14 protein-coding genes and 1 pseudogene are annotated in these 17,143 nt (G+C 70.8%); 10 read left to right on the top strand and 5 right to left on the bottom strand.

Annotated features, from left to right (window positions below; all coding sequences use genetic code 11):
• Nucleotides 1-83 precede the first annotated feature (83 nt).
• The 8 genes and pseudogenes from QQM39_RS03865 (at nucleotide 84) to QQM39_RS03835 (ending at nucleotide 7,709) form a co-directional block, all read left to right on the top strand.
• Nucleotides 84-989 carry an ABC transporter ATP-binding protein gene (locus QQM39_RS03865; RefSeq protein WP_301995195.1) on the top strand — a complete coding sequence of 302 codons (906 nt, stop codon included), beginning with the start codon at nucleotides 84-86 and terminating at the stop codon, nucleotides 987-989.
• Between the two features lie 92 nt (nucleotides 990-1,081).
• Nucleotides 1,082-1,984, top strand: a complete 903-nt coding sequence (locus QQM39_RS03860) for an ABC transporter ATP-binding protein (RefSeq protein WP_302003467.1) — start codon at nucleotides 1,082-1,084, stop codon at nucleotides 1,982-1,984.
• Nucleotides 1,981-2,871 (top strand): branched-chain amino acid ABC transporter permease, encoded by an 891-nt coding sequence (locus QQM39_RS03855; RefSeq protein WP_301995194.1) that lies wholly within the window; start codon nucleotides 1,981-1,983, stop codon nucleotides 2,869-2,871. Before QQM39_RS03860 ends, QQM39_RS03855 begins: the two co-directional genes overlap by 4 nt.
• Nucleotides 2,864-4,156, top strand: coding sequence for a branched-chain amino acid ABC transporter permease (locus QQM39_RS03850; protein ID WP_301995193.1), 1,293 nt, complete (start codon nucleotides 2,864-2,866; stop codon nucleotides 4,154-4,156). The genes QQM39_RS03855 and QQM39_RS03850 overlap by 8 nt, the downstream gene beginning before the upstream one ends.
• Nucleotides 4,153-5,406, top strand: coding sequence for an ABC transporter substrate-binding protein (locus tag QQM39_RS03845; protein WP_301995192.1), 1,254 nt, complete (start codon nucleotides 4,153-4,155; stop codon nucleotides 5,404-5,406). The genes QQM39_RS03850 and QQM39_RS03845 overlap by 4 nt, the downstream gene beginning before the upstream one ends.
• Before the next feature lie 382 nt (nucleotides 5,407-5,788).
• Entirely contained in the window at nucleotides 5,789-6,184 is a 396-nt protein-coding gene (locus QQM39_RS03840; protein WP_301995191.1) for a hypothetical protein, read from the top strand.
• Between the two features lies 1 nt (nucleotide 6,185).
• Nucleotides 6,186-6,281 (top strand): annotated as a pseudogene (locus QQM39_RS46050) (enoyl-CoA hydratase/isomerase family protein); the annotation flags it as partial.
• Between the two features lie 561 nt (nucleotides 6,282-6,842).
• On the top strand, nucleotides 6,843-7,709 hold the full coding sequence (locus tag QQM39_RS03835) for a GNAT family N-acetyltransferase (protein ID WP_301995190.1): 867 nt from the start codon (nucleotides 6,843-6,845) through the stop codon (nucleotides 7,707-7,709).
• 408 nt (nucleotides 7,710-8,117) lie between these two features.
• On the opposite strand, the gene QQM39_RS03830 is transcribed toward QQM39_RS03835, so the two are convergent.
• Nucleotides 8,118-9,782 (bottom strand): ABC transporter ATP-binding protein, encoded by a 1,665-nt coding sequence (locus tag QQM39_RS03830; RefSeq protein ID WP_301995189.1) that lies wholly within the window; start codon nucleotides 9,780-9,782, stop codon nucleotides 8,118-8,120.
• Nucleotides 9,783-9,808: 26 nt separating this feature from the next.
• Nucleotides 9,809-10,999, bottom strand: coding sequence for a DUF1611 domain-containing protein (locus QQM39_RS03825; protein ID WP_301995188.1), 1,191 nt, complete (start codon nucleotides 10,997-10,999; stop codon nucleotides 9,809-9,811).
• Between the two features lie 566 nt (nucleotides 11,000-11,565).
• Between QQM39_RS03825 and QQM39_RS03820 the strand changes: the two genes are divergently transcribed.
• Nucleotides 11,566-12,354 carry an FHA domain-containing protein gene (locus QQM39_RS03820; RefSeq protein ID WP_301995187.1) on the top strand — a complete coding sequence of 263 codons (789 nt, stop codon included), beginning with the start codon at nucleotides 11,566-11,568 and terminating at the stop codon, nucleotides 12,352-12,354.
• Nucleotides 12,355-12,363: 9 nt separating this feature from the next.
• Here the strand turns inward: QQM39_RS03820 and QQM39_RS03815 are convergent, their stop codons facing one another.
• Complete coding sequence (locus QQM39_RS03815; RefSeq protein ID WP_301995186.1) at nucleotides 12,364-14,340, bottom strand: serine/threonine-protein kinase; 1,977 nt, start codon at nucleotides 14,338-14,340, stop codon at nucleotides 12,364-12,366.
• 226 nt (nucleotides 14,341-14,566) lie between these two features.
• Here QQM39_RS03815 and QQM39_RS03810 point away from each other — a divergent pair, with 226 nt between their 5' ends.
• Complete coding sequence (locus QQM39_RS03810) at nucleotides 14,567-15,349, top strand: polysaccharide lyase family 7 protein (protein ID WP_301995184.1); 783 nt, start codon at nucleotides 14,567-14,569, stop codon at nucleotides 15,347-15,349.
• A 15-nt stretch (nucleotides 15,350-15,364) separates the two neighbouring features.
• Here QQM39_RS03810 and QQM39_RS03805 read toward each other — a convergent pair whose 3' ends face one another.
• Together QQM39_RS03805 and QQM39_RS03800 are read right to left on the bottom strand one after the other, a co-directional pair.
• A complete protein-coding gene (locus QQM39_RS03805) occupies nucleotides 15,365-16,327 on the bottom strand; it encodes an ABC transporter permease (protein WP_301995183.1) in 963 nt (320 codons plus the stop codon).
• On the bottom strand, nucleotides 16,314-17,120 hold the full coding sequence (locus QQM39_RS03800; RefSeq protein ID WP_301995182.1) for an ABC transporter ATP-binding protein: 807 nt from the start codon (nucleotides 17,118-17,120) through the stop codon (nucleotides 16,314-16,316). The genes QQM39_RS03805 and QQM39_RS03800 overlap by 14 nt, the downstream gene beginning before the upstream one ends.
• Between the last annotated feature and the right edge of the window lie 23 nt (nucleotides 17,121-17,143).

The following is a 17,143-nucleotide window of genomic DNA, read 5'->3' as shown; positions in this document are numbered from 1 at the left end:
CCCTGCTACTGCCGTGGTCTCGTGACGCTCCAGTCCGGCGCCCGGCACGCGCCCGCTCGACGAAGAGCAAGGAGAACGCCCTGATGAGCCCACCAGAGCCCGAGGCAGAGCCCGAGGCAGAGCCCGAGGCAGAGCCCGAGGCCGGGACCCTTCGGGTCAGCGATCTGCACGTCAGCTACGGACGGTCCGTGCAGGCACTCCACGGGGTGTCACTGACCGTTCCGCAGGGCCGGATCGTGGCCGTACTCGGCTCCAACGGAGCGGGAAAGTCCACGCTGCTCCGTGCGGTCTCGGGGACCCTCGCACTGCACCGCGGCACGGTCGAGCGCGGCACGGTGCACTTCGACGGCGTACGGCTGAGCGGCGACACCGCGCGGTCCGTGGCCGCCGGGGTGGTGCAGGTGCCCGAGGGTCGGCGGATCTTCGGTGCCCTTTCGGTGGAGGACAACCTCCGAGCCGGGTTCCTGGGGTCGGCAAGCCGCTCCCGCGCCGAGCTGCGCGCGGCCCGCGAGCGCGTCTTCGCGCAGTTCCCGGTGCTGGCCGAGCGGCGGCGGCAGGCCGCCGGGCTGATGTCCGGCGGCGAGCAGCAGATGCTCGCGATGGGCCGCGCGCTGATGGCGGCGCCGCGGCTGCTGCTCCTCGACGAGCCCTCGCTGGGGCTCGCGCCGCTGATGGTCCGGCGCATCGCGGAGATCATCCGCGAGATCAACGCCCAGGGGACCTCGATCCTCCTCGTCGAGCAGAACGCCGCGATGGCCCTGGAGCTGTCCGACCGCGCGTCGGTGCTGGACGTCGGCCAGGTGCGGCTGGAGGGGGCATCGGCCGACCTCGCCGCGGCGGACGAGGTGCGACGGCTGTACCTGGGCGAGACGTATGAGGCCGGCTGCGACGTGTCCGACGCGGACGGCGACGCCGCGTACGCGACGGCCGCGAGCGCTCCGTCCGTGACGGCACCGGGACTGACCGAGCTCGGCAGGTGGAACGGATGAGCATCGGCACGACGGACACGACCCCCGAGGCGACCACGACCCTCCGACCGGACAGCGGGCCCGACCCGGTCCCGGCCCTCACAGTCGAGAATCTGACCGTGCGTTTCGCCGGCCTGGTCGCCCTCGACGACCTGTCCTTCACGGTCGCGCCCGGCACGATCCACGCGCTCATCGGCCCCAACGGGGCGGGCAAGTCGACCTGCTTCAACGTCATCTCGGGCGTCTACCGCGCCACCGCCGGAGCCGTCCGGTACGCGGACAAGGACCTCACCCGCCTCGCACCGCACCGCATCGCTCAGCTCGGCGTGGCCCGCACCTTCCAGAACATCGTGCTCACCCACGGGACCGTCGCCGACAACCTCATGCTCGGCCGCCACCGGCTGACCCGGGCAGGCTTCACGGCGAGCGCGCTGCGGCTGCCCCACACAGTGCGCGAGCAGCGCCGCCACCGGGAGCGCGCGGCCGAGATCGCCGACTTCCTCGGCCTCGGTTCGGCGTTCGACAAGCCGGTCGGCGGGCTCGCGTACGGCGACCGCAAGCGGGTGGAGATGGCGCGTGCGCTCTGCATGGAGCCCAGACTGCTGCTGCTCGACGAGCCGGTCGCCGGCATGCACCCCACCGAGCGCTCGGCCATGGCCGAGACGATCGCCCGGGTACGTGACGCCCTGAACATCTCGATCCTCATCGTCGAGCACGACATGGGGCTGATCATGCGGATCGCCGACTCGGTGACCGTGCTCGATTTCGGCCGCCTCATCGCGGACGGGCCGCCCGAGCGCATCCAGAACGACCCGGCGGTGATCAGCGCGTATCTCGGCACGCCGGTCCAGGACACCGAGCCGGAAGCGGAAGCGGAAGCGGAAGCGGAAGCGGAAGCCGAGCCGAAACCGGAACCGGAATCTGCCATGGACACGGACACCGGCACGGACACCGGCACGGACACCACCAAGGCCACCGCCCCTGACACCGAGCGCGACTCGGAGGAAGCATCATGATCAAGCTCACCGAAACCGTCCTCAACGGACTGGCGCTCGGCTCCGTCTACGCGCTGATAGCCCTGGGCTTCGTCGTGATCTTCAAGGCGTCCGGCGTCATGAACTTCGCGCACGGCTCCCTGCTGCTCTTCGGCGGCTATGTCACGGCCCGCCTCCACGACACCATCGGCTTCATCCCCGCCGTCCTCGTCGGCGCCGCGCTCGCCGCGGTACTCGCCGGACTCGTCCAGCTGCTGGCCAGCCGCGGCCTGCGCGGCGCGGAGATCCACACGCTGACCATCCTCACCATCGGCGTGGACGTCCTGCTCAGCACCGAACTCAACCGGCAGGTCGGCGCCGACTACCTCACCATGGGCGACCCCTGGGGCGCGGATGTGACCCGGCTCGGCAGCATCACCGTCGCCGACGCCCGCATCGCGAGCATCGTCGTCGCGGTCATCGTCATCGGTGCGTTCTTCGCCGCCTTCCGCTGGTCACGCTGGGGCCTGTCCATGCGGTCCGCCGCCGCCGACCCGGAAGCCGCGGCCCTGATGGGGATACGGCTGGGCCGCGTACGGCTCATCGCCTGGTGCGTCGCCGGGGCGCTGGCCGCGCTCGCCGCCGTGTTCCTCGCCGCCTTCCCCGCGCCGGGACTCGACCGTACGACGAGTCAGATCGCCCTGAGCGCCTTTCCCGCGGCCATCCTCGGCGGCATGGACTCGGCCGTCGGCGCGCTCGTCGGAAGTCTGGTGATCGGCCTGACCGCGGCGATGGCCGCCGGCTACCAGAGCGAACTGAGCGTCCTCGGCGCCGGATTCTCCGATGTGGCTCCCTACCTCGTGATGGTGCTCGTGCTGCTGGTCCGGCCCACCGGTCTCTTCGGATCGAAGGAGCTGACCCGTGTCTGACACCCGCGACACCACGGATTCCCGTGACACCACGGATTCCCGTGACACCACGGATTCCCGTGACACCACGGATTCCCGTGACACCGTGGCGGCTCCCGGCCCCGCGCCCGCCGATTCGCCATCCGTCCAGGCCAGGTGGTCCGGCAGGCTCACCCCCCGCGGGCGGCGCGCGGCCACTCTGGCCGCCGGCGTTCTGGTCCTGCTCGCCCTCCCCTTCTACGTCACCTCGTTCTGGCTCCAGACGGGCCTGTTCGCGATGGCCGCCGTCATCGGCGCCATCGGGTTGAACCTGCTCTCCGGGACGACGGGACAGCTCTCCCTCGGCCACGCCTTCTTCCTCGCCGTCGGCGCGTACGGCTATGTGTGGCTGGCGGCCGAGCCGTCCGGCACCGGTTCCAGCAGCCTGTACGGCCTCGGGCTCCCGCCGGTCCTCGCCTTCGTACTCGCGATCGTGCTCGCCGGCGCGGCGGGCGGCCTGTTCAGCCCCATCTCCGGCCGGCTGCGCGGCATGTACCTGGGCATCGCCACCCTCGCCCTGGTCTTCCTCGGCCATCACATGATGCTCAACGCCCCGCAGGTCACCGGCGGCTTCAACGGCCGTTCCGTACCACCGCTGGACATCCTCGGCTTCTCCTTCACCGACACCTCCCCCGACGGGCTCGCCGTCCTCGGCGTCCCCTTCGGCGGGCTGGAGCGCCTGTGGTACGTCGGCCTGGCCCTGGTGGCCGTGGCCTGGCTGGCCGCCCGCAACATCCTGCGCGGACGCCCCGGCCGCGCCCTCGGCGCCGTACGCGACAGCGAGGTCGCCGCCGCCGTGATGGGAGTCCATCTCACCCGCTACCGCGCCTCCGCGTTCATCGTCTCCTCGATGTACGCGGGTGCCGCCGGCGCCCTGCTGGCCCTGGTGTTCAAGCGCGTCGTCCCCGACCACTTCGGCCTGCTGCTGTCCATCGACTACCTCGCGATGATCGTCATCGGCGGCCTCGGCTCGGTAGGCGGCGCGGCCTGCGGCGCGGTCTTCGTCGCCCTGATCCCCCACCTCCTCACCAAGTACGCCGACGACCTGCCCCTGCTCACCGCTCCCGGCACCACGGGATCCGGCGTGTCCCCGGGCGACGCGGCCCGCTACCTCTACGGAACCGCGATCGTCCTCGTTCTGATCTTCGCCCCCGGCGGCCTGGCCGGACTGGCCCACAGACGGCCGCGCCGCAAGGGCGACGGCTCCCCCCGCACCCGGCGTTTCCCTCTGCGCACCCGCACCGCCCCGAAGGAGCACACCCCGTGAGAAGCACCCGACTTGCCCCGGCCGCAGCCGTCATCGCCGCACTCGCCCTGAGCGCCACGGCCTGCAGCACCAAGAGCGGTACCGACGCGAGCAGCGCCGGCAGCGACGGCGTCAAGACCGGCCCCGGAGTGACGGAGAAGACCATCACCCTGGGCGCGCTCACCGACCTCACCGGCCCGTACGCCTCGCTCGGCAAGAGCATCGTCAACGCCCAGCAGCTGTACGCCGACCAGCTCAACGCCTCCGGCGGCGTCTGCGGCCGGACCGTCAGGATCACCGTCAAGGACCACGGCTACGACGTCCAGAAGGCCGTGTCCGCGTTCACCGAGACGGAGCCGAACGTGGCCGCCGTGTCGCAGATGGTCGGCTCCCCGGTGGTGTCCTCGCTGTCACAGGAACTCGAGTCCAAGCACCTGCTCACGTTCCCGATGGCCTGGGCCTCCACCCTGCTGGGCGGCGAGTACGTCCAGGTGGTCGGCTCCACCTACGACATCGACATGATCAACGGCGTCGACCATGTCGTCCGTACGGCCAAGCTGAAGGCGGGGGACAAGATCGGCCACGTCTACTTCGAGGGTGAGTACGGCGAGAACGCGCTCGCCGGTGCCACCTACGCGGCGAAGAAGGCGAAGCTGACCGTCGTCGGGCAGAAGATCAAGCCCACCGACCAGGACCTGACCGCCCAGGTCACCGCGCTCAAGCAGGCCGGCGTCAAAGCGATCCTGATCAGCGCCGGTCCGCGTCAGACGGCCGCCCTGGTCGGCACCGCCGCCGCCGCGGGCTTCGCCGTCCCGGTCCTCACCAGCTCGCCGGGCTTCGCCCCGCAGCTGCTGGCGACCCCGGTCGGACCCGCCCTGGAGAAGATGCTCCAGGTGGTGAGTCCCGCCCCGGCGTTCACCGACAACCCTGCCATGCAGAAGCTCGCCAAGGACTACAAGGCGAAGTACCCGAAGGACCTGCTCGACCCGGGTGTCGTCAGCGGCTGGAATGCGATCAGCGTCCTCGGCGAGGACCTCAAGGCGGCCTGCAAGGCGAAGGACCTGACGCGCGAGGGCATAGCCGCCGCCCACCGCGAGCAGTCCCGGCTCACCGTGCTCGGCGTGCCGCTGAACTTCTCGGACCGCACCAAGCCGGCGACGTACCAGAGCTTCATCCACAAGCCGGCGAAGACGGCCCCCGGTGGCCTCACGAACGTCGAACCGGCCCACGAGGTGCCCGCGGCGCGGACCTACGCCCTGCCCAAGGGCTGAACCCGCCCGGCCCAAGGGCCGAGCGGACGCGCCCAGGGCTGAGCCGTCCCGAGGATCCGGGCGCTGACCGGCCGGTCAGCGCCCGGACCATGAGGCTTCTCGGCGCGATCGCCTCGGCGGACGGTCGGTGACTGCCGATGCCGTTGGCCGCGGTCCTCGGGCCACTTGAGGCGGTAGCTGTCCGGCCGCCCCGCTTGAACGCGGGTAACTGAGCTGACGGCGCGGAGCGTTGAGGCGCTTGCTGCGGGTGATCTTGTCAGCATGGAAGCGGTGAGGAGACAGGTCGCGGCTCCCGACGACACCCGTACCAGGCCTTCCCAAGCTTGTCCCGCTCTGTCCGAGCCGTACCCAGGCGCCTACCACCCGCCCCCGGAGAGGCAGGATGACGAAGAAGACCGCCCTCGTCGAACAACATGACCATGTCCTTGTCGCACGGCTGGACAACCCGCCGTCCGCGCTCATGACCCGCGAGATGGTCATGGAACGCGGGGCGCTGGTACGACGAGCGGACCCTGATCCGAACGTGGGCGCGGTCGTGCTCACAGGCACTCACTCCTCGCGGTTCCTCGCCCACTTCGATGTACGGCTGATCTACGGGGGCGCGAAGCGATCTCCCAAGCTGAGCACCTCGATCATCCGTGCCGGGCTCAAGGTGACCGGCGCGGCTCTCAAAAAGACGCCGGGTGGCAGTGCGCTGCTTGCCCGCTCGCCGCTGGTGGGGCTCATGGCCTGGGAGCAGATGAAAGACGTCTTCCATCAGCCCGACCGAAGCCCATGAGATGGGCCTGGTGGACAGGGTGGCACCACCCGAGGTGCTGCTCCGAGAGGCCATCGAGCACGCCGCCCGGCTCGGCCGGCGGCCGAAAGCGGCCGTCCGGGCGGTGAAGCGCGCTGTCCGCGCGGGAGGCTCCCTTCCGCTTGAAGAAGGGCTGCGTTCGAGGGCGCCGAGTGGTTGTCGACCACTACGACGGCGGAGTCTCTGGAAGCCCAGCGTGCGTACCCTGCCCGCACCAAGCAGCTCGGTGACGTTCCCAGCCTGCACCCTGAGACGCTCGAAGAAGCCGTTGCGCGCGGACGGTTCACCTGACCTCCTGCTGGGTCGTACTCCGTCAGCCCATCACGCCGGCCGTTCGCGTGCCGGGGACGACGGGGCACTGGCGAATCCGATCCGCGATGCGTGGCCATCCTGTCGCAGATTCTCACCGCTGCACGTGCAGCGCCCTTGTGCCGCCCGGGCCGTGCGAATGATGCACCACGGTCCCGCCGGTCCTCCTGCGCCGGCAGCATGCCTGATCACGGACGAGTACGCGGGACGGCGATGTCTCGCCGGCAGGACCACTGCGCGGAGCGAAGGTCTCAGTCGGGTCGCTGCGGGAGCACTACTGGGTCGGTTAATCGATTGCGGGCCTTCGGGGACGGGGTGTCTGATCCCGGCTATGACGATTGTGCTGGGGACGCCGGCGGTCGACGGGGTGCGCGAGGCCATGGCCGCGCTGCGGGAATGGCAGTACGACGGAGCGCCGATGCAATTGCATTCGGGGGACATTGGCTGGAACTACCGGTTCGGAACGGCCGAGACGGCCGCGGTGGTCCGGACCTGGAGCCGGGACGGACGGATCCTCGCGGTCGGGATGCTGGACTCGCCGATGCTGGCGCGGATGACGGTCGCTCCGGACGCTTTCCAGGATGAGGGCTTGGCGCGGCGGCTCGTCGAGGACTTCTCGCTGCCTGGGCGCGGCGTGCTGCCGGAAGGAGCGGTGTCGATCGAGGCGCCGCTGGGCCTGCTGCTTCACGACCTGTTGACCAAGGAGGGCTGGGGCGTCGACGAGCCGTGGACGCCGCTCTTCCGCGGCCTCGCGGAGCCGGTGGAGGACCCCGGCGTGCGGATCAGGGCGATCGGCCCGGAGCAGGCGCAGGATTTCGCCGACGTCCTGCGGTCGGCGTTCAACACCTCGAGGCCTACGCGCGAGTACTGGCACGCGATGTCGGCGGGACCGTTCTACGCAGACGCCCGCTGCCTGGGCGCCTACGACGACCAGGGCAACGTGGCGGCGGTGGTGACGGTGTGGTCGGCCGGCCCGGGGAAGCCGGGGCTGGTCGAGCCGATGGGCGTACACGAGGACCACCGTGGTCGGGGCTACGGCCGGGCGATCACCGTGGCCGGGGCGGCCGCGCTGCGGGAGATGGGCTCGTCGAGCGTGCGCGTTTGCACGCCGAGTTCCAACGTCGGTGGCATCGCCACGTACAAGGCGGCCGGGTTCGAGGCGCGGCCGGAGGTGCGGGACCGGATCCGGACGGCCTGACACCGTGGCTGCTCGGCGAAGCGGGCCCGGGTGCCCGGCGATCGCCGAAATGCGGGACCGGACTCGGGCCGCCTGACGTCGGGCCACGCGCGATGGTGTGATTCAACTTTGTGCAGCCAGCCGCGGTCGGCCGGCTTCGTCAGCTGCCCGCGCAGCGGCTCCAGCTTCCCTCGCACCCCGGTGTCCAGGCCCAGCACCTCGCCGATCTGCCGGGTTGCAGTGTGCGCGATGGCGCACGAGGGATCCTGCTGCGCACCTCATGCGCCCTGATTGGATCTGCTATATCCAGAAAATAGCCTTGACCCCACTCCTGGGGGTCAAGGGGTCGCAGGTTCGAATCCTGTCGTCCCGACTTTTCGAAGCAGCAGGGCAGAGGCCGTTTCGGAGCAATCCGAAGCGGCCCTTCGGTCATTCCGGGAGACCGCTGGCCTGCCGCACCCGCTCATGGACCGTCAGCCTGCCGTCGTCGATGCGCCAGAGCACATCCGCGCGTGCGGCGAACTTGGGCTCGTCGGTGACGTAGATGACGGTGCCCGGATACCGCTCCAGCAGACGTTCCATCAGGTCGGAACCGAGCGCTTCCTCCGACCGGACATCGTCCAGCAGCAGGACCCGGGGTCCGCTGCGCAGCGCTCGTACCATCGCCACCTGGTAGCGCACGGCCATGGAAAGGCCGTGGCCGTTTTCGCCCACCCGGGTGCGCAGACCGTCGGGCAGCAGGTCGGCCAGGGCCTCGATGTGTTCCTCGCCCGCCGCCTCGGCCGCGTCCGCCGGTTCGCCGTACCGCAGGTTCTTGTCGACGCTGCCCCGAAGCAAGGGCAGTTCCGGGCTGGCCAGCCTGATCACCCGGCGTACCGATTCGGGGTCGTGCCGGGCGAGGTCCTGGCCGTCGAGCAGCACCGCGCCGGCATCCGGTTCCTGCAGTCGCGCGATGAGGCGCAGCAGCAGTGACTTTCCCGAGCTCGGAGGTCCCTGCAGCACGATCCGCTGTCCGGGCCACGCGACGGCCGACGCGTCCAGGACACCGTCCACGCGCAGCCCCTGGAGTTCCAGCTGTCCGGGCCCGTGCGCGAGCGGCTCGGCTCCCCGCATTTTGGCCAGCGGCGCCGGTGCCGCGAGGACCTCGGCGATGCGCCGCCGCGCGACGCGCGACTGCTGCCAGTACTCCTGTACACGGACCAGCGAGGACAGGGGAGCGCCGAGGAAGTTCGCCACCGTCAGCAGCGAGGCGAGGGCCTCCCAGGTGGTGCCCGCCACCAGGCCCACCGTCACCACGATCAGCAGGATCCCGATGCCGCACGCCTCGGCCGTCGCCGACATCGCTCCGGTGAGACGGGCTTGGCGGACCATGGCGCGACCGTACTCACGGCTGCGCCGCCGCATGACCTGGCGCTCCTGCGCGACCCGCCCCAGGGACTGCATGACGGCGGTGTGCGTGACGCGTTCGTTGACGAAGGCGGCGAGTTTGCCGTTGTGCCGTCTGGTCTCGCGTACGCGTTCGCGCAGCCGCCGCCCGAACAGCGCGAGGGCGGCCGCGGCGAGGAGGATCAGCGCCGCCGAGAGCGCGCCGATGCCCGGTGCGATGACGGCCAGTACGACCAGGGCGCACGTCACGAACACCCCGTCCACCAGGATCGGTGCCACGCCCTTGCTGATCCACAGCCGCAGGGCTGAGGCGTCACCGGTGAAGCGGAGCACGGTCACGCCGACCGTGCGCCGGAACGGTCCCCCCGCCTCGCTTCCGGCGACATGGTCGAAGAGCCGCATTCTGACGCTGTGTACGTAACTCTGCGCCAGCCGCTCCGCGAGCGGTTCGCCCGCCGCCTTCAGCAGCACGGTCGCGCAGGCCGACGTGGCGAGTCCGACGGCCAGCGTGGTGGGCGCGTAGCCGGCGACGTGCGTGTAGAGGGCGCTGCGGTCGTGGCCGGCCCCGACCTCCTCGCCGTGCGTGATGCGGTAGGCCGCACCATGCACCAGGAGGGCGAAGCCGACCACGCAGACCGCCTGCCCGAAACCCGCGAGCACCAACAGCAGCATCAGCCGGCGCCGCACACCGCCGAGCGTCTGCGGCATCCGGACGCGACGCCGTCGCGCCGCGGTCACGCCACTGTTTCGGCCGTCAGGGGACCGCTGTACTCCGTCAGCCGACTGCGCTCCTGCGGCACTCCGCCATGGTCCGCCAGTCGACTGCCGTCGTCCGACAACCCGCTGCCGTCTCCTGCGACGACCCTGCCTGTGACGGCGCCCGTCAGCACCTGGTCGGCGAGACACGGGTTGGACAGGGCGGCCGCTGTGTACGCGGGGATGTCCACACCGGCCACCGCTTCGGCCGTGGCCAGCGGAGAGGACGTCAGCACGCCGCTCAGCGCCATGACGGGAAGTCCCTGGTCCCGCAGCAGCCGTACCCCCGCCACCGCGCTGATCGAGTCACCGGCCGCGAACACGATGCCGTCCACTCCGGTGCGGAATTCAGGCGTCTGGATCAGTGCCGCCGTCTCCTGTTGCAGCAGCCCGTCCGCGACCTCCAGCACGATGGCGTCCGCCTGGTGACTCGTCAGATCCGTGATCGCGCCGCGCAGGATACGGATCACCTGCGGCATCGGCAGCTGGTAGGTGGTGGGGAAACCCAGGTCGGTGAAGTCGATGACCCGCGACGCGCCCGCGTCGGCCATCAGCGTCGGATCCCCCGGAGCGCCGGTGCCGGTCACCTTTGCCGCGCCGACCCGGCGGCCGGCCAGGCTGAGCCCGCGGATGAGGGCGGCCGCCACGGTCGTCTTGCCCGAGTTCATCGATGTGCCGAGTACGGCGATGGTGCGCGGGCGAGGAGCGAGGACCGGCACCACGGGCCGGGCCAGACGGGCCAGGTTGATGAGCTCGCCGTGCTCGTCGGTCACCAGGCCCAAAGGCTCCACTTGGGTGGGGGATTTCATCCTGGAGTGGGAGGACACGACCCGTCCTGCTATCCCGCCTCCGGCGACCAGGTCACAGGGTCCGAGGTCGCCGGGCACCTCCGCCTCGAATTGATCCGGGGCGTAGCGGGCGCCATAGGCGACTACGACCGTGTCGCCGACGAACAGCCGATTCCGCTTTCCGTGTACCTGCCCGAGGAACCTGTGCTGGCCGATTTCGGTTACCCGGCACAGCACCAGATCGCCCGCCCGTGGAGGCCCATCCGCCACGCTCAGCCCCAGTGTTCTGGTGCTTCCGTAGCCCAGCTCGACAAGGCGGCGAGCGGTATAGGAAACCTTCGCCACCTCATTGCCGGGGGAATTGAACCGCACGCTCTGCATGGATTTCTCCTTACCCCTTCGTCCCGCGGAGCACCAGCATCCGCCGCGCTCGCAGAGTGCGCACTCCGACCACCGTCATCTGCGCAATCCGAACTCCTTATGGCCGAGTCCGAGGAGACGGTGAGCCTGCGGGTGACGGACCGCTGGAGTGATTTTCGGGGGCCGGGCGGTAAGCGCGGCCGAATGAGGGGGCGTTGGTGATGCGGGAGGTACGGTCATCGCCGGGCGGTACCGGCACTGGCTGCGGCAGCGGCTGGGTTCCGGTGGCGGCGGGGACATCCGGCCGGCCGGGTGGGGCGAGGAGGCGCTGAAGGCGGCGCGGCTGCGCAAGGCCATGGCCGACCCGGTGCGGTACGTCCTCACACCCGAGGCGGGGCAGAGCGAGCGTGGCCCGGGAGGACGGCGGGAAGCTTCCCGGGGGAGCGGTTGAAGTCGGCGTACTGATTCCGTGAAGCTCTCACCTCGTACGGGAGGGGTCCCGCGACGGGGTCCGACACTGGTCAGTACGTCGGGCGCCTGCAGAGAAGCTGTCGAACCGAGAAGCCCACGAACCGAGGAGACCAGCGATGCCCCTCTCCGCCAGCCTCGCGCGTGGTGTCGCGCCCGCCACACCAGGGACCCTGCATGCCCGTACGGTCACGGGTGAGCTCAGCGCACCGCCCCGCCCGGGACTCACGGTCCGCTTCGGGCGCGGTGAGAAGCCGGACGTGGACCTGGGTGTCGGCGTGGACGACCTGCGGGTGAGCCGGCAGCACGGCGAGTTGACGCACCGTCAGGGCCTGTGGTGGCTGCGCAACACCGGGCAGCAGCTCGTCCGGCTGCCCCGCGGCCGGATGATGCACCTGAGCACCGAGGCGATCCCGCTCGCCACCGGTTACACCCCGCTGTTCGTGAAGGGCTCCGGCTACCGTGAGCACCTGGTCGAGCTGTACGTCGCGGGCCACGACGACCAGGGGCCGGTGTCGCGGCGGCGCGCCGACACGGTCCGGCCGGACACCTGGGCGCTCGACGACGACGAGCGGCTGCTGCTCGTCGTCCTCGGCCAGCGGTACCTGTTGTACGAGGAGGAACCGCGCCCTCTGACGTATGCCACGGCCGCCAAGCAGCTCAGCTACCTCCGCCCGGAGGACAAGTGGACCGAGCGCAGGATCGAGCACCGGATCGAGGTCGTACGCCACCGCCTGCACCGCACCGGATTCCGGTACCCGCTGCTGCACGACAAGTCGCAGGGCCGCCCCGGCGACAACAGCCTGCTGCACAACCTGATCAAGGGGTTGGTGGAGTCGACGACGCTCGTACCGCCGGACCTGGACCTGATGGAGGACGACGCCACCTGGCCCCACTCCGCGCTCTGACGTCCGATGTCACCGTGCGCGGAGTTCGGCGGCGGCGGAGGCCGCGAGGTCCTCGGCCATCGGGCAGAGCCTGTCCGTGGGCCGTTGCCCGCTGACGTCCAGACGCACCATCTCGGCGGCGGTCTCGGCGTCCTGGCCGCTGTACCTGCGGTACTCGACGAACGCCGTACAGGTGTCGTCGTCCGGCTCGATGATGGTGCGGTATCCGCTGAGCGTGACGCTGCTCGCGCCGTCCGCGGCGGACTTGGGCTGGTCGCGGTGGAAGGCCACTGTGACCTCCAGGTCGTCGACGTCGCTCGACCACTCGCAGCTCCAGTTCGCGATGCCGACGTCCGGCACGTCGACCTTGAGGCCGGGAACGACGGACAGCGCCTTGGCGTCGAGCAGCTCGCAGGCGTTCGCCCAGGCCAGCGAAGCGCGCGGGTAGGCGGGTGAACGACGGGGCAGCGGACCCCGGTTGAGGACCTCGGCGGCGCTCGCGGCGGCCTTGTCGGCGACCGTGCACAGGGTCGCGTTGCCGCCGTGCACGGAGCCCTTGCCCATGTTGACGCGGACCCCGACCAGGGAACCGTCGCTGTCACCGTCGGACGTCAGCAGCAGCTTGCACTCGTCGCTCTCGGCCTGCTCCTCCCGGACGCCGATCCTCCCGATGGTGCGGGAGGGTTTCGACCCCTCGGGCGGTGAGCCTCGCAGGAGCCGGATCGACACATCGATCCGGGTCTGGTCGTCGATGCTCACGAGCACGTCGCAGCGGTCGAAGTTCCCGTAGTCCACGTCCACTTCGACGTCTCCGTCCCCGTTGCCGAACTGGTCGAGCGCGGCGGGGTCGGTCAGCTTGCACACGTCGGCCGTGTGCGGGTCGCCGATCAGGGCCTGTGGTTCACCGTCCGAGGCGTCCTCCTGCGCTCGGCTCCGACCGGGCTCGGCGCCGGTCTTCGCGTCGTCGCGGTCGGGGATGACGACGAGCCCCAGGGCCAGTACGGCGCTGATGCCGAGAGCGGACGCGATCAGAGGCAGACGCCGGCGTCGGCGCCCGGTGACGGTGGGGGCGGTGTCCCCGGCGGTTTCCGGGTCGGCTGCGGCGACTTCCGCCAGCAGGCGCCTGACCTCGGCGGCGTCGGGGCGTTGCCGGGGATCGCGGTGCAGCATGGCGGTGAGCACGGGGTACAGCGGTCCCACGGCGGCGGCGTCCAGCTCGACGACGCCCTGCTCGGCCTTCCAGTACCTCAGCCGCTCGGCTTCCTCCCCGCCGTCCCCCGTCCGGTCGGGGGCGGCGTCGTCCTCGGGTGTGCCACCGCGCGGCGGCGCACCGGTGACCAGGGCGTGGAGGGTGGCGGCCAGGCAGAAGACGTCCGAGGCCGGGCGCGGGACGTTGCCCCGGGCCAGTTCGGGGGCGGCGTAGTCCGGGGTGAAGCTGAACGGGCCGTTGACGGTGATGGTCTCGGCGCCGCCGACCCGGTAGGCGGCACCGAAGTCCAGTAACTTCGCGCTCCCGCGCCGGGTGAGGCCGATGTTGGCGGGCTTGACGTCACAGTGGACGATGCCCGCGTCGTGCAGGGCCGCCAGCGCGTCGGCGAGCTCGGCACCGATGCGCGCCGCCCGCGCGGGAGAGACCGTCGGCTGCCGGTCCAGGCCGCCGCCGGGAACGTACTCCATGACGAACCAGTACGTCCGAGCCCCGGCCCCGGCGGACTCAGCCTCAGCCTCATCCCCGTGCCCGTCCCCGTCCCCGTTCCAGTCCCGTGGCACGGTCACGACGTCGAACAGCGTCACCACGTGAGGATGGTCGCGGAACTTGGCCATGGCACGCGGTTCGCCCAGCAGCCGCCGCACCGCGGTCTCGCCGTCGCTCTCCGTCCGCTCCGGTTTCAGCGCGACGTCCTGGCCCACCACCCGGTCGTGGGCCAGCCACACGTCACCGCCCCGCCCCGCGCCGATGACCTCCTTGAGGACATAGCGGTCGGCGAACTCGTCCCCGGAACGCACGGATCTTCCCCCTTGGTCGAATACCGAACGCGCACGGCCCAGGGGCGTGCGCATGGATCGAACCTACTGCGTACGGCGGGCCGTACGCAGTGTCTACCCAGAGCCTTCATCAGTCGCACGCATGCGTAGAGGCGGCGGGATCGCGGACGGCGGGAGGGGTCCCGTCAATGGCGTCTACCGTACGCGTCGGTCCGAACCGGACGCCCCCGACAGAGAGGAACCCTCCATGCCAAGCACCCGGACGCTCGTGCTGGCCGGCATCACCGCGGCTGTCTCGACCGCCATGCTCACGCTGCCCGCCCAGGCAGGCACTCCGACTCCGCACGGGCAGGCGGCCGCTCGGTGCGCGTACCCCGCCGACGTCCTCGACCTGACGAACTGGAAGCTGACGCTGCCCACCGGTGAGGACGAGGACCCAACCGAGATCACCCAGCCCGAACTGGCGACCTTCTCCGCCGACCCCTGGTTCCGGGCCGACGCCGGCTGCGACGCGGTCGTCTTCCGGGCCGCCGTCGACGGAGTGACGACGGGAGGCTCCAACTACCCGCGCGCCGAGCTGCGGGAGATGACCGACGACGGCGAGGACGAAGCCGCCTGGTCCACCACGGACGGCACCCACACCCTCGTGGTCCGGGAGGCGTTCACGGCACTGCCCGCCGAACGGCCGTGGCTGGTCGGCGCGCAGGTCCACGGCGGGGACGACGACGTCACCGTCTTCCGCCTCGAAGGCAGCAGCCTCTACATCACCGACGGCGACGACCGGCACGCCCATCTCGTCACCGACGACTACGAACTCGGCACCGAGTTCGAGGCCAAGTTCGTGGCCAGGGACGGGGAGATCGACGCGTACTACAACGGCCGGCTGGAGACCACGATCTCCCACGACGGCGACACCAACTACTTCAAGGCGGGCGCCTACACACAGGCCAACTGCGACAACTCCGACCCATGCGCCGACGACAACTACGGCGAAGTCCGCATCTCCCGCATCAAGGTCACCCACTCCTGACGGGCTGGTAACCCGTCACCGGGTGACCAGGAGTCCCCGCCCGCGCAGCACACGCCGCTCCACCGGGCTGAAGATCAGCAGCTCGATGGCGATGCCGACGAGCAGGATCAGGAAGATGGCCAGGAACACCTGCGCCATGCTGCTGTTGTTGCGGCCGTTCTCCAGGAGCTGGCCCAGGCCGACGCCCAGATCGGGGTGGGAGGCGATGATCTCGGCGGCCATCAGCGAGCGCCAGGAGAAGGCCCAGCCCTGCTTCAGGCCCGCGAGATAGCCGGGCAGCGCGGCCGGCATCACGATGTGCCGGGCTTCGCGCAGCCCGGTCGCGCCCAGGGTCCGCCCGGCGCGCAGGAAGAGCGGTGGGATCTGGTCGATGCCCGCGACGAGGCCGTTGGCGATGGAGGGGACCGCGCCGAGCAGGATCACGGCGTACATCATGGAGTTGTTCAGGCCCAGCCAGAGCACGGCGGGTGCCACCCAGGCCACCGACGGCAGGGACTGCAGGCCGGACAGGATGGGCCCGATGGCGGCCCGCACGAACTTCACCCGGGCGACGAGCAGTCCGAGCGGGGTTCCGATGGCGAGTGCCATGAGGAAGCCGAGCAGGCCGCGTGAGACGGACGTCCAGATGTAGTCGAAGAGGGTGCCCTGGAGCCAGGACTCGCGTACCTCGCCCCATACGTCGGACGGCGAGGGCAGCTTGTACGCGGGGGCGGCCTCGGCCCACACCAGCAGCTGCCAGACCACCAGGACCAGCGCGATCGCGGTGACGGGCGGCAGCACCTTGCGGGTCAGGGTCTCGCGCAGCGGCGTACGGCTCGTCTGGACCGTCTCCAGGGCGTCGAGTCCGGCCTCAAGTCCCGCCAGATCGTTGGGGTCCTGCGGCTCACCGGCAGGCTCACCGGCCGCCGGGGAGCCGTCCTTCTTGGCGTCGACCTTGGCGTCGACCTCGATGTCCACGCCGTTGTCAGTGCTGGCCATGGCGGCGGATCTCCCCACGCAGTTCTTCGGTGATCTCGACGGACAGCTCGGCGACCGCGGTGTCCTCGATGCGGCGCGGCTGCGGGATGCCGACCGTCCACTCCCGGGCGATACGGCCAGGGCGGGAGGACAGCAGGACGACGCGCTGGGCGAGGCGGACCGCCTCGCGCACGTTGTGTGTCACGAACAGCACCGACAGCTGCGTCTCGCGCCAGATACGGGTCAGTTCGTCGTGCAGCACGTCACGGGTGATGGCGTCCAGTGCGGCGAACGGCTCGTCCATCAGCAGCAGCCGGCTGTCCTGGGCCAGGGCACGGGCCAGGGCGACGCGCTGGCGCATACCGCCCGACAGTTCGTGCACCCGCTTGCCGTACGCGCCCCGTAGCCGTACGAGTTCGAGCAGCCGTTCCGCCTCCGGCCGGCGCTCCGCCTTCGCGACCCCCCGCAGCTTCAGCGCGAGCTCGATGTTCTTGCCCGCGGTCAGCCACGGGAACAGGGCGTGCTCCTGGAACATCAGGGCGGGCCGGCCGTCGGTGCCGATCGAGCCGGCGGACGGCCGGTCCAGCCCCGCGACCAGGTTGAGCAGCGTGGACTTGCCGCAGCCGGAGGCCCCCAGGAGGGTGACGAACTCGCCGGGCGCGACATCGAGCGTGATGTCGTCCAGCACGAGCTGTTGCCCGCCGTGGGTGCCCGGCACCGGGAAGGACTTCGAGACGTGCTCGATTCGGGCGGCATACGGCACCGCCGTGGCGTCCTCGGCGACCTCGGCGGTCGTGGCCGTCGCAGTGGCCATGGTCGTCACCTCCTGGGAACTCA

This window comes from Streptomyces sp. DT2A-34, assembly GCF_030499515.1.
Lineage (GTDB): Bacteria > Actinomycetota > Actinomycetes > Streptomycetales > Streptomycetaceae > Streptomyces.
The sequence above is the reverse complement of the archived record's forward strand: the minus strand, read 5'-3'. Positions and strand labels throughout refer to the sequence as shown.

Bases quoted from the DNA above. Each gene is read 5' to 3' on its own strand.
- QQM39_RS03805 (WP_301995183.1), bottom strand. From the start codon at position 16,327: ATGGCCAGCACTGACAACGGCGTGGACATCGAGGTCGACGCCAAGGTC.
- QQM39_RS03855 (WP_301995194.1), top strand. From the start codon at position 1,981: ATGATCAAGCTCACCGAAACCGTCCTCAACGGACTGGCGCTCGGCTCC.
- QQM39_RS03830 (WP_301995189.1), bottom strand. From the start codon at position 9,782: ATGCCGCAGACGCTCGGCGGTGTGCGGCGCCGGCTGATGCTGCTGTTG.
- QQM39_RS03835 (WP_301995190.1), top strand. From the start codon at position 6,843: ATGACGATTGTGCTGGGGACGCCGGCGGTCGACGGGGTGCGCGAGGCC.
- QQM39_RS03825 (WP_301995188.1), bottom strand. From the start codon at position 10,999: ATGCAGAGCGTGCGGTTCAATTCCCCCGGCAATGAGGTGGCGAAGGTT.
- QQM39_RS03820 (WP_301995187.1), top strand. From the start codon at position 11,566: ATGCCCCTCTCCGCCAGCCTCGCGCGTGGTGTCGCGCCCGCCACACCA.
- QQM39_RS03810 (WP_301995184.1), top strand. From the start codon at position 14,567: ATGCCAAGCACCCGGACGCTCGTGCTGGCCGGCATCACCGCGGCTGTC.
- QQM39_RS03840 (WP_301995191.1), top strand. From the start codon at position 5,789: ATGACGAAGAAGACCGCCCTCGTCGAACAACATGACCATGTCCTTGTC.
- QQM39_RS03865 (WP_301995195.1), top strand. From the start codon at position 84: ATGAGCCCACCAGAGCCCGAGGCAGAGCCCGAGGCAGAGCCCGAGGCA.
- QQM39_RS03800 (WP_301995182.1), bottom strand. From the start codon at position 17,120: ATGGCCACTGCGACGGCCACGACCGCCGAGGTCGCCGAGGACGCCACG.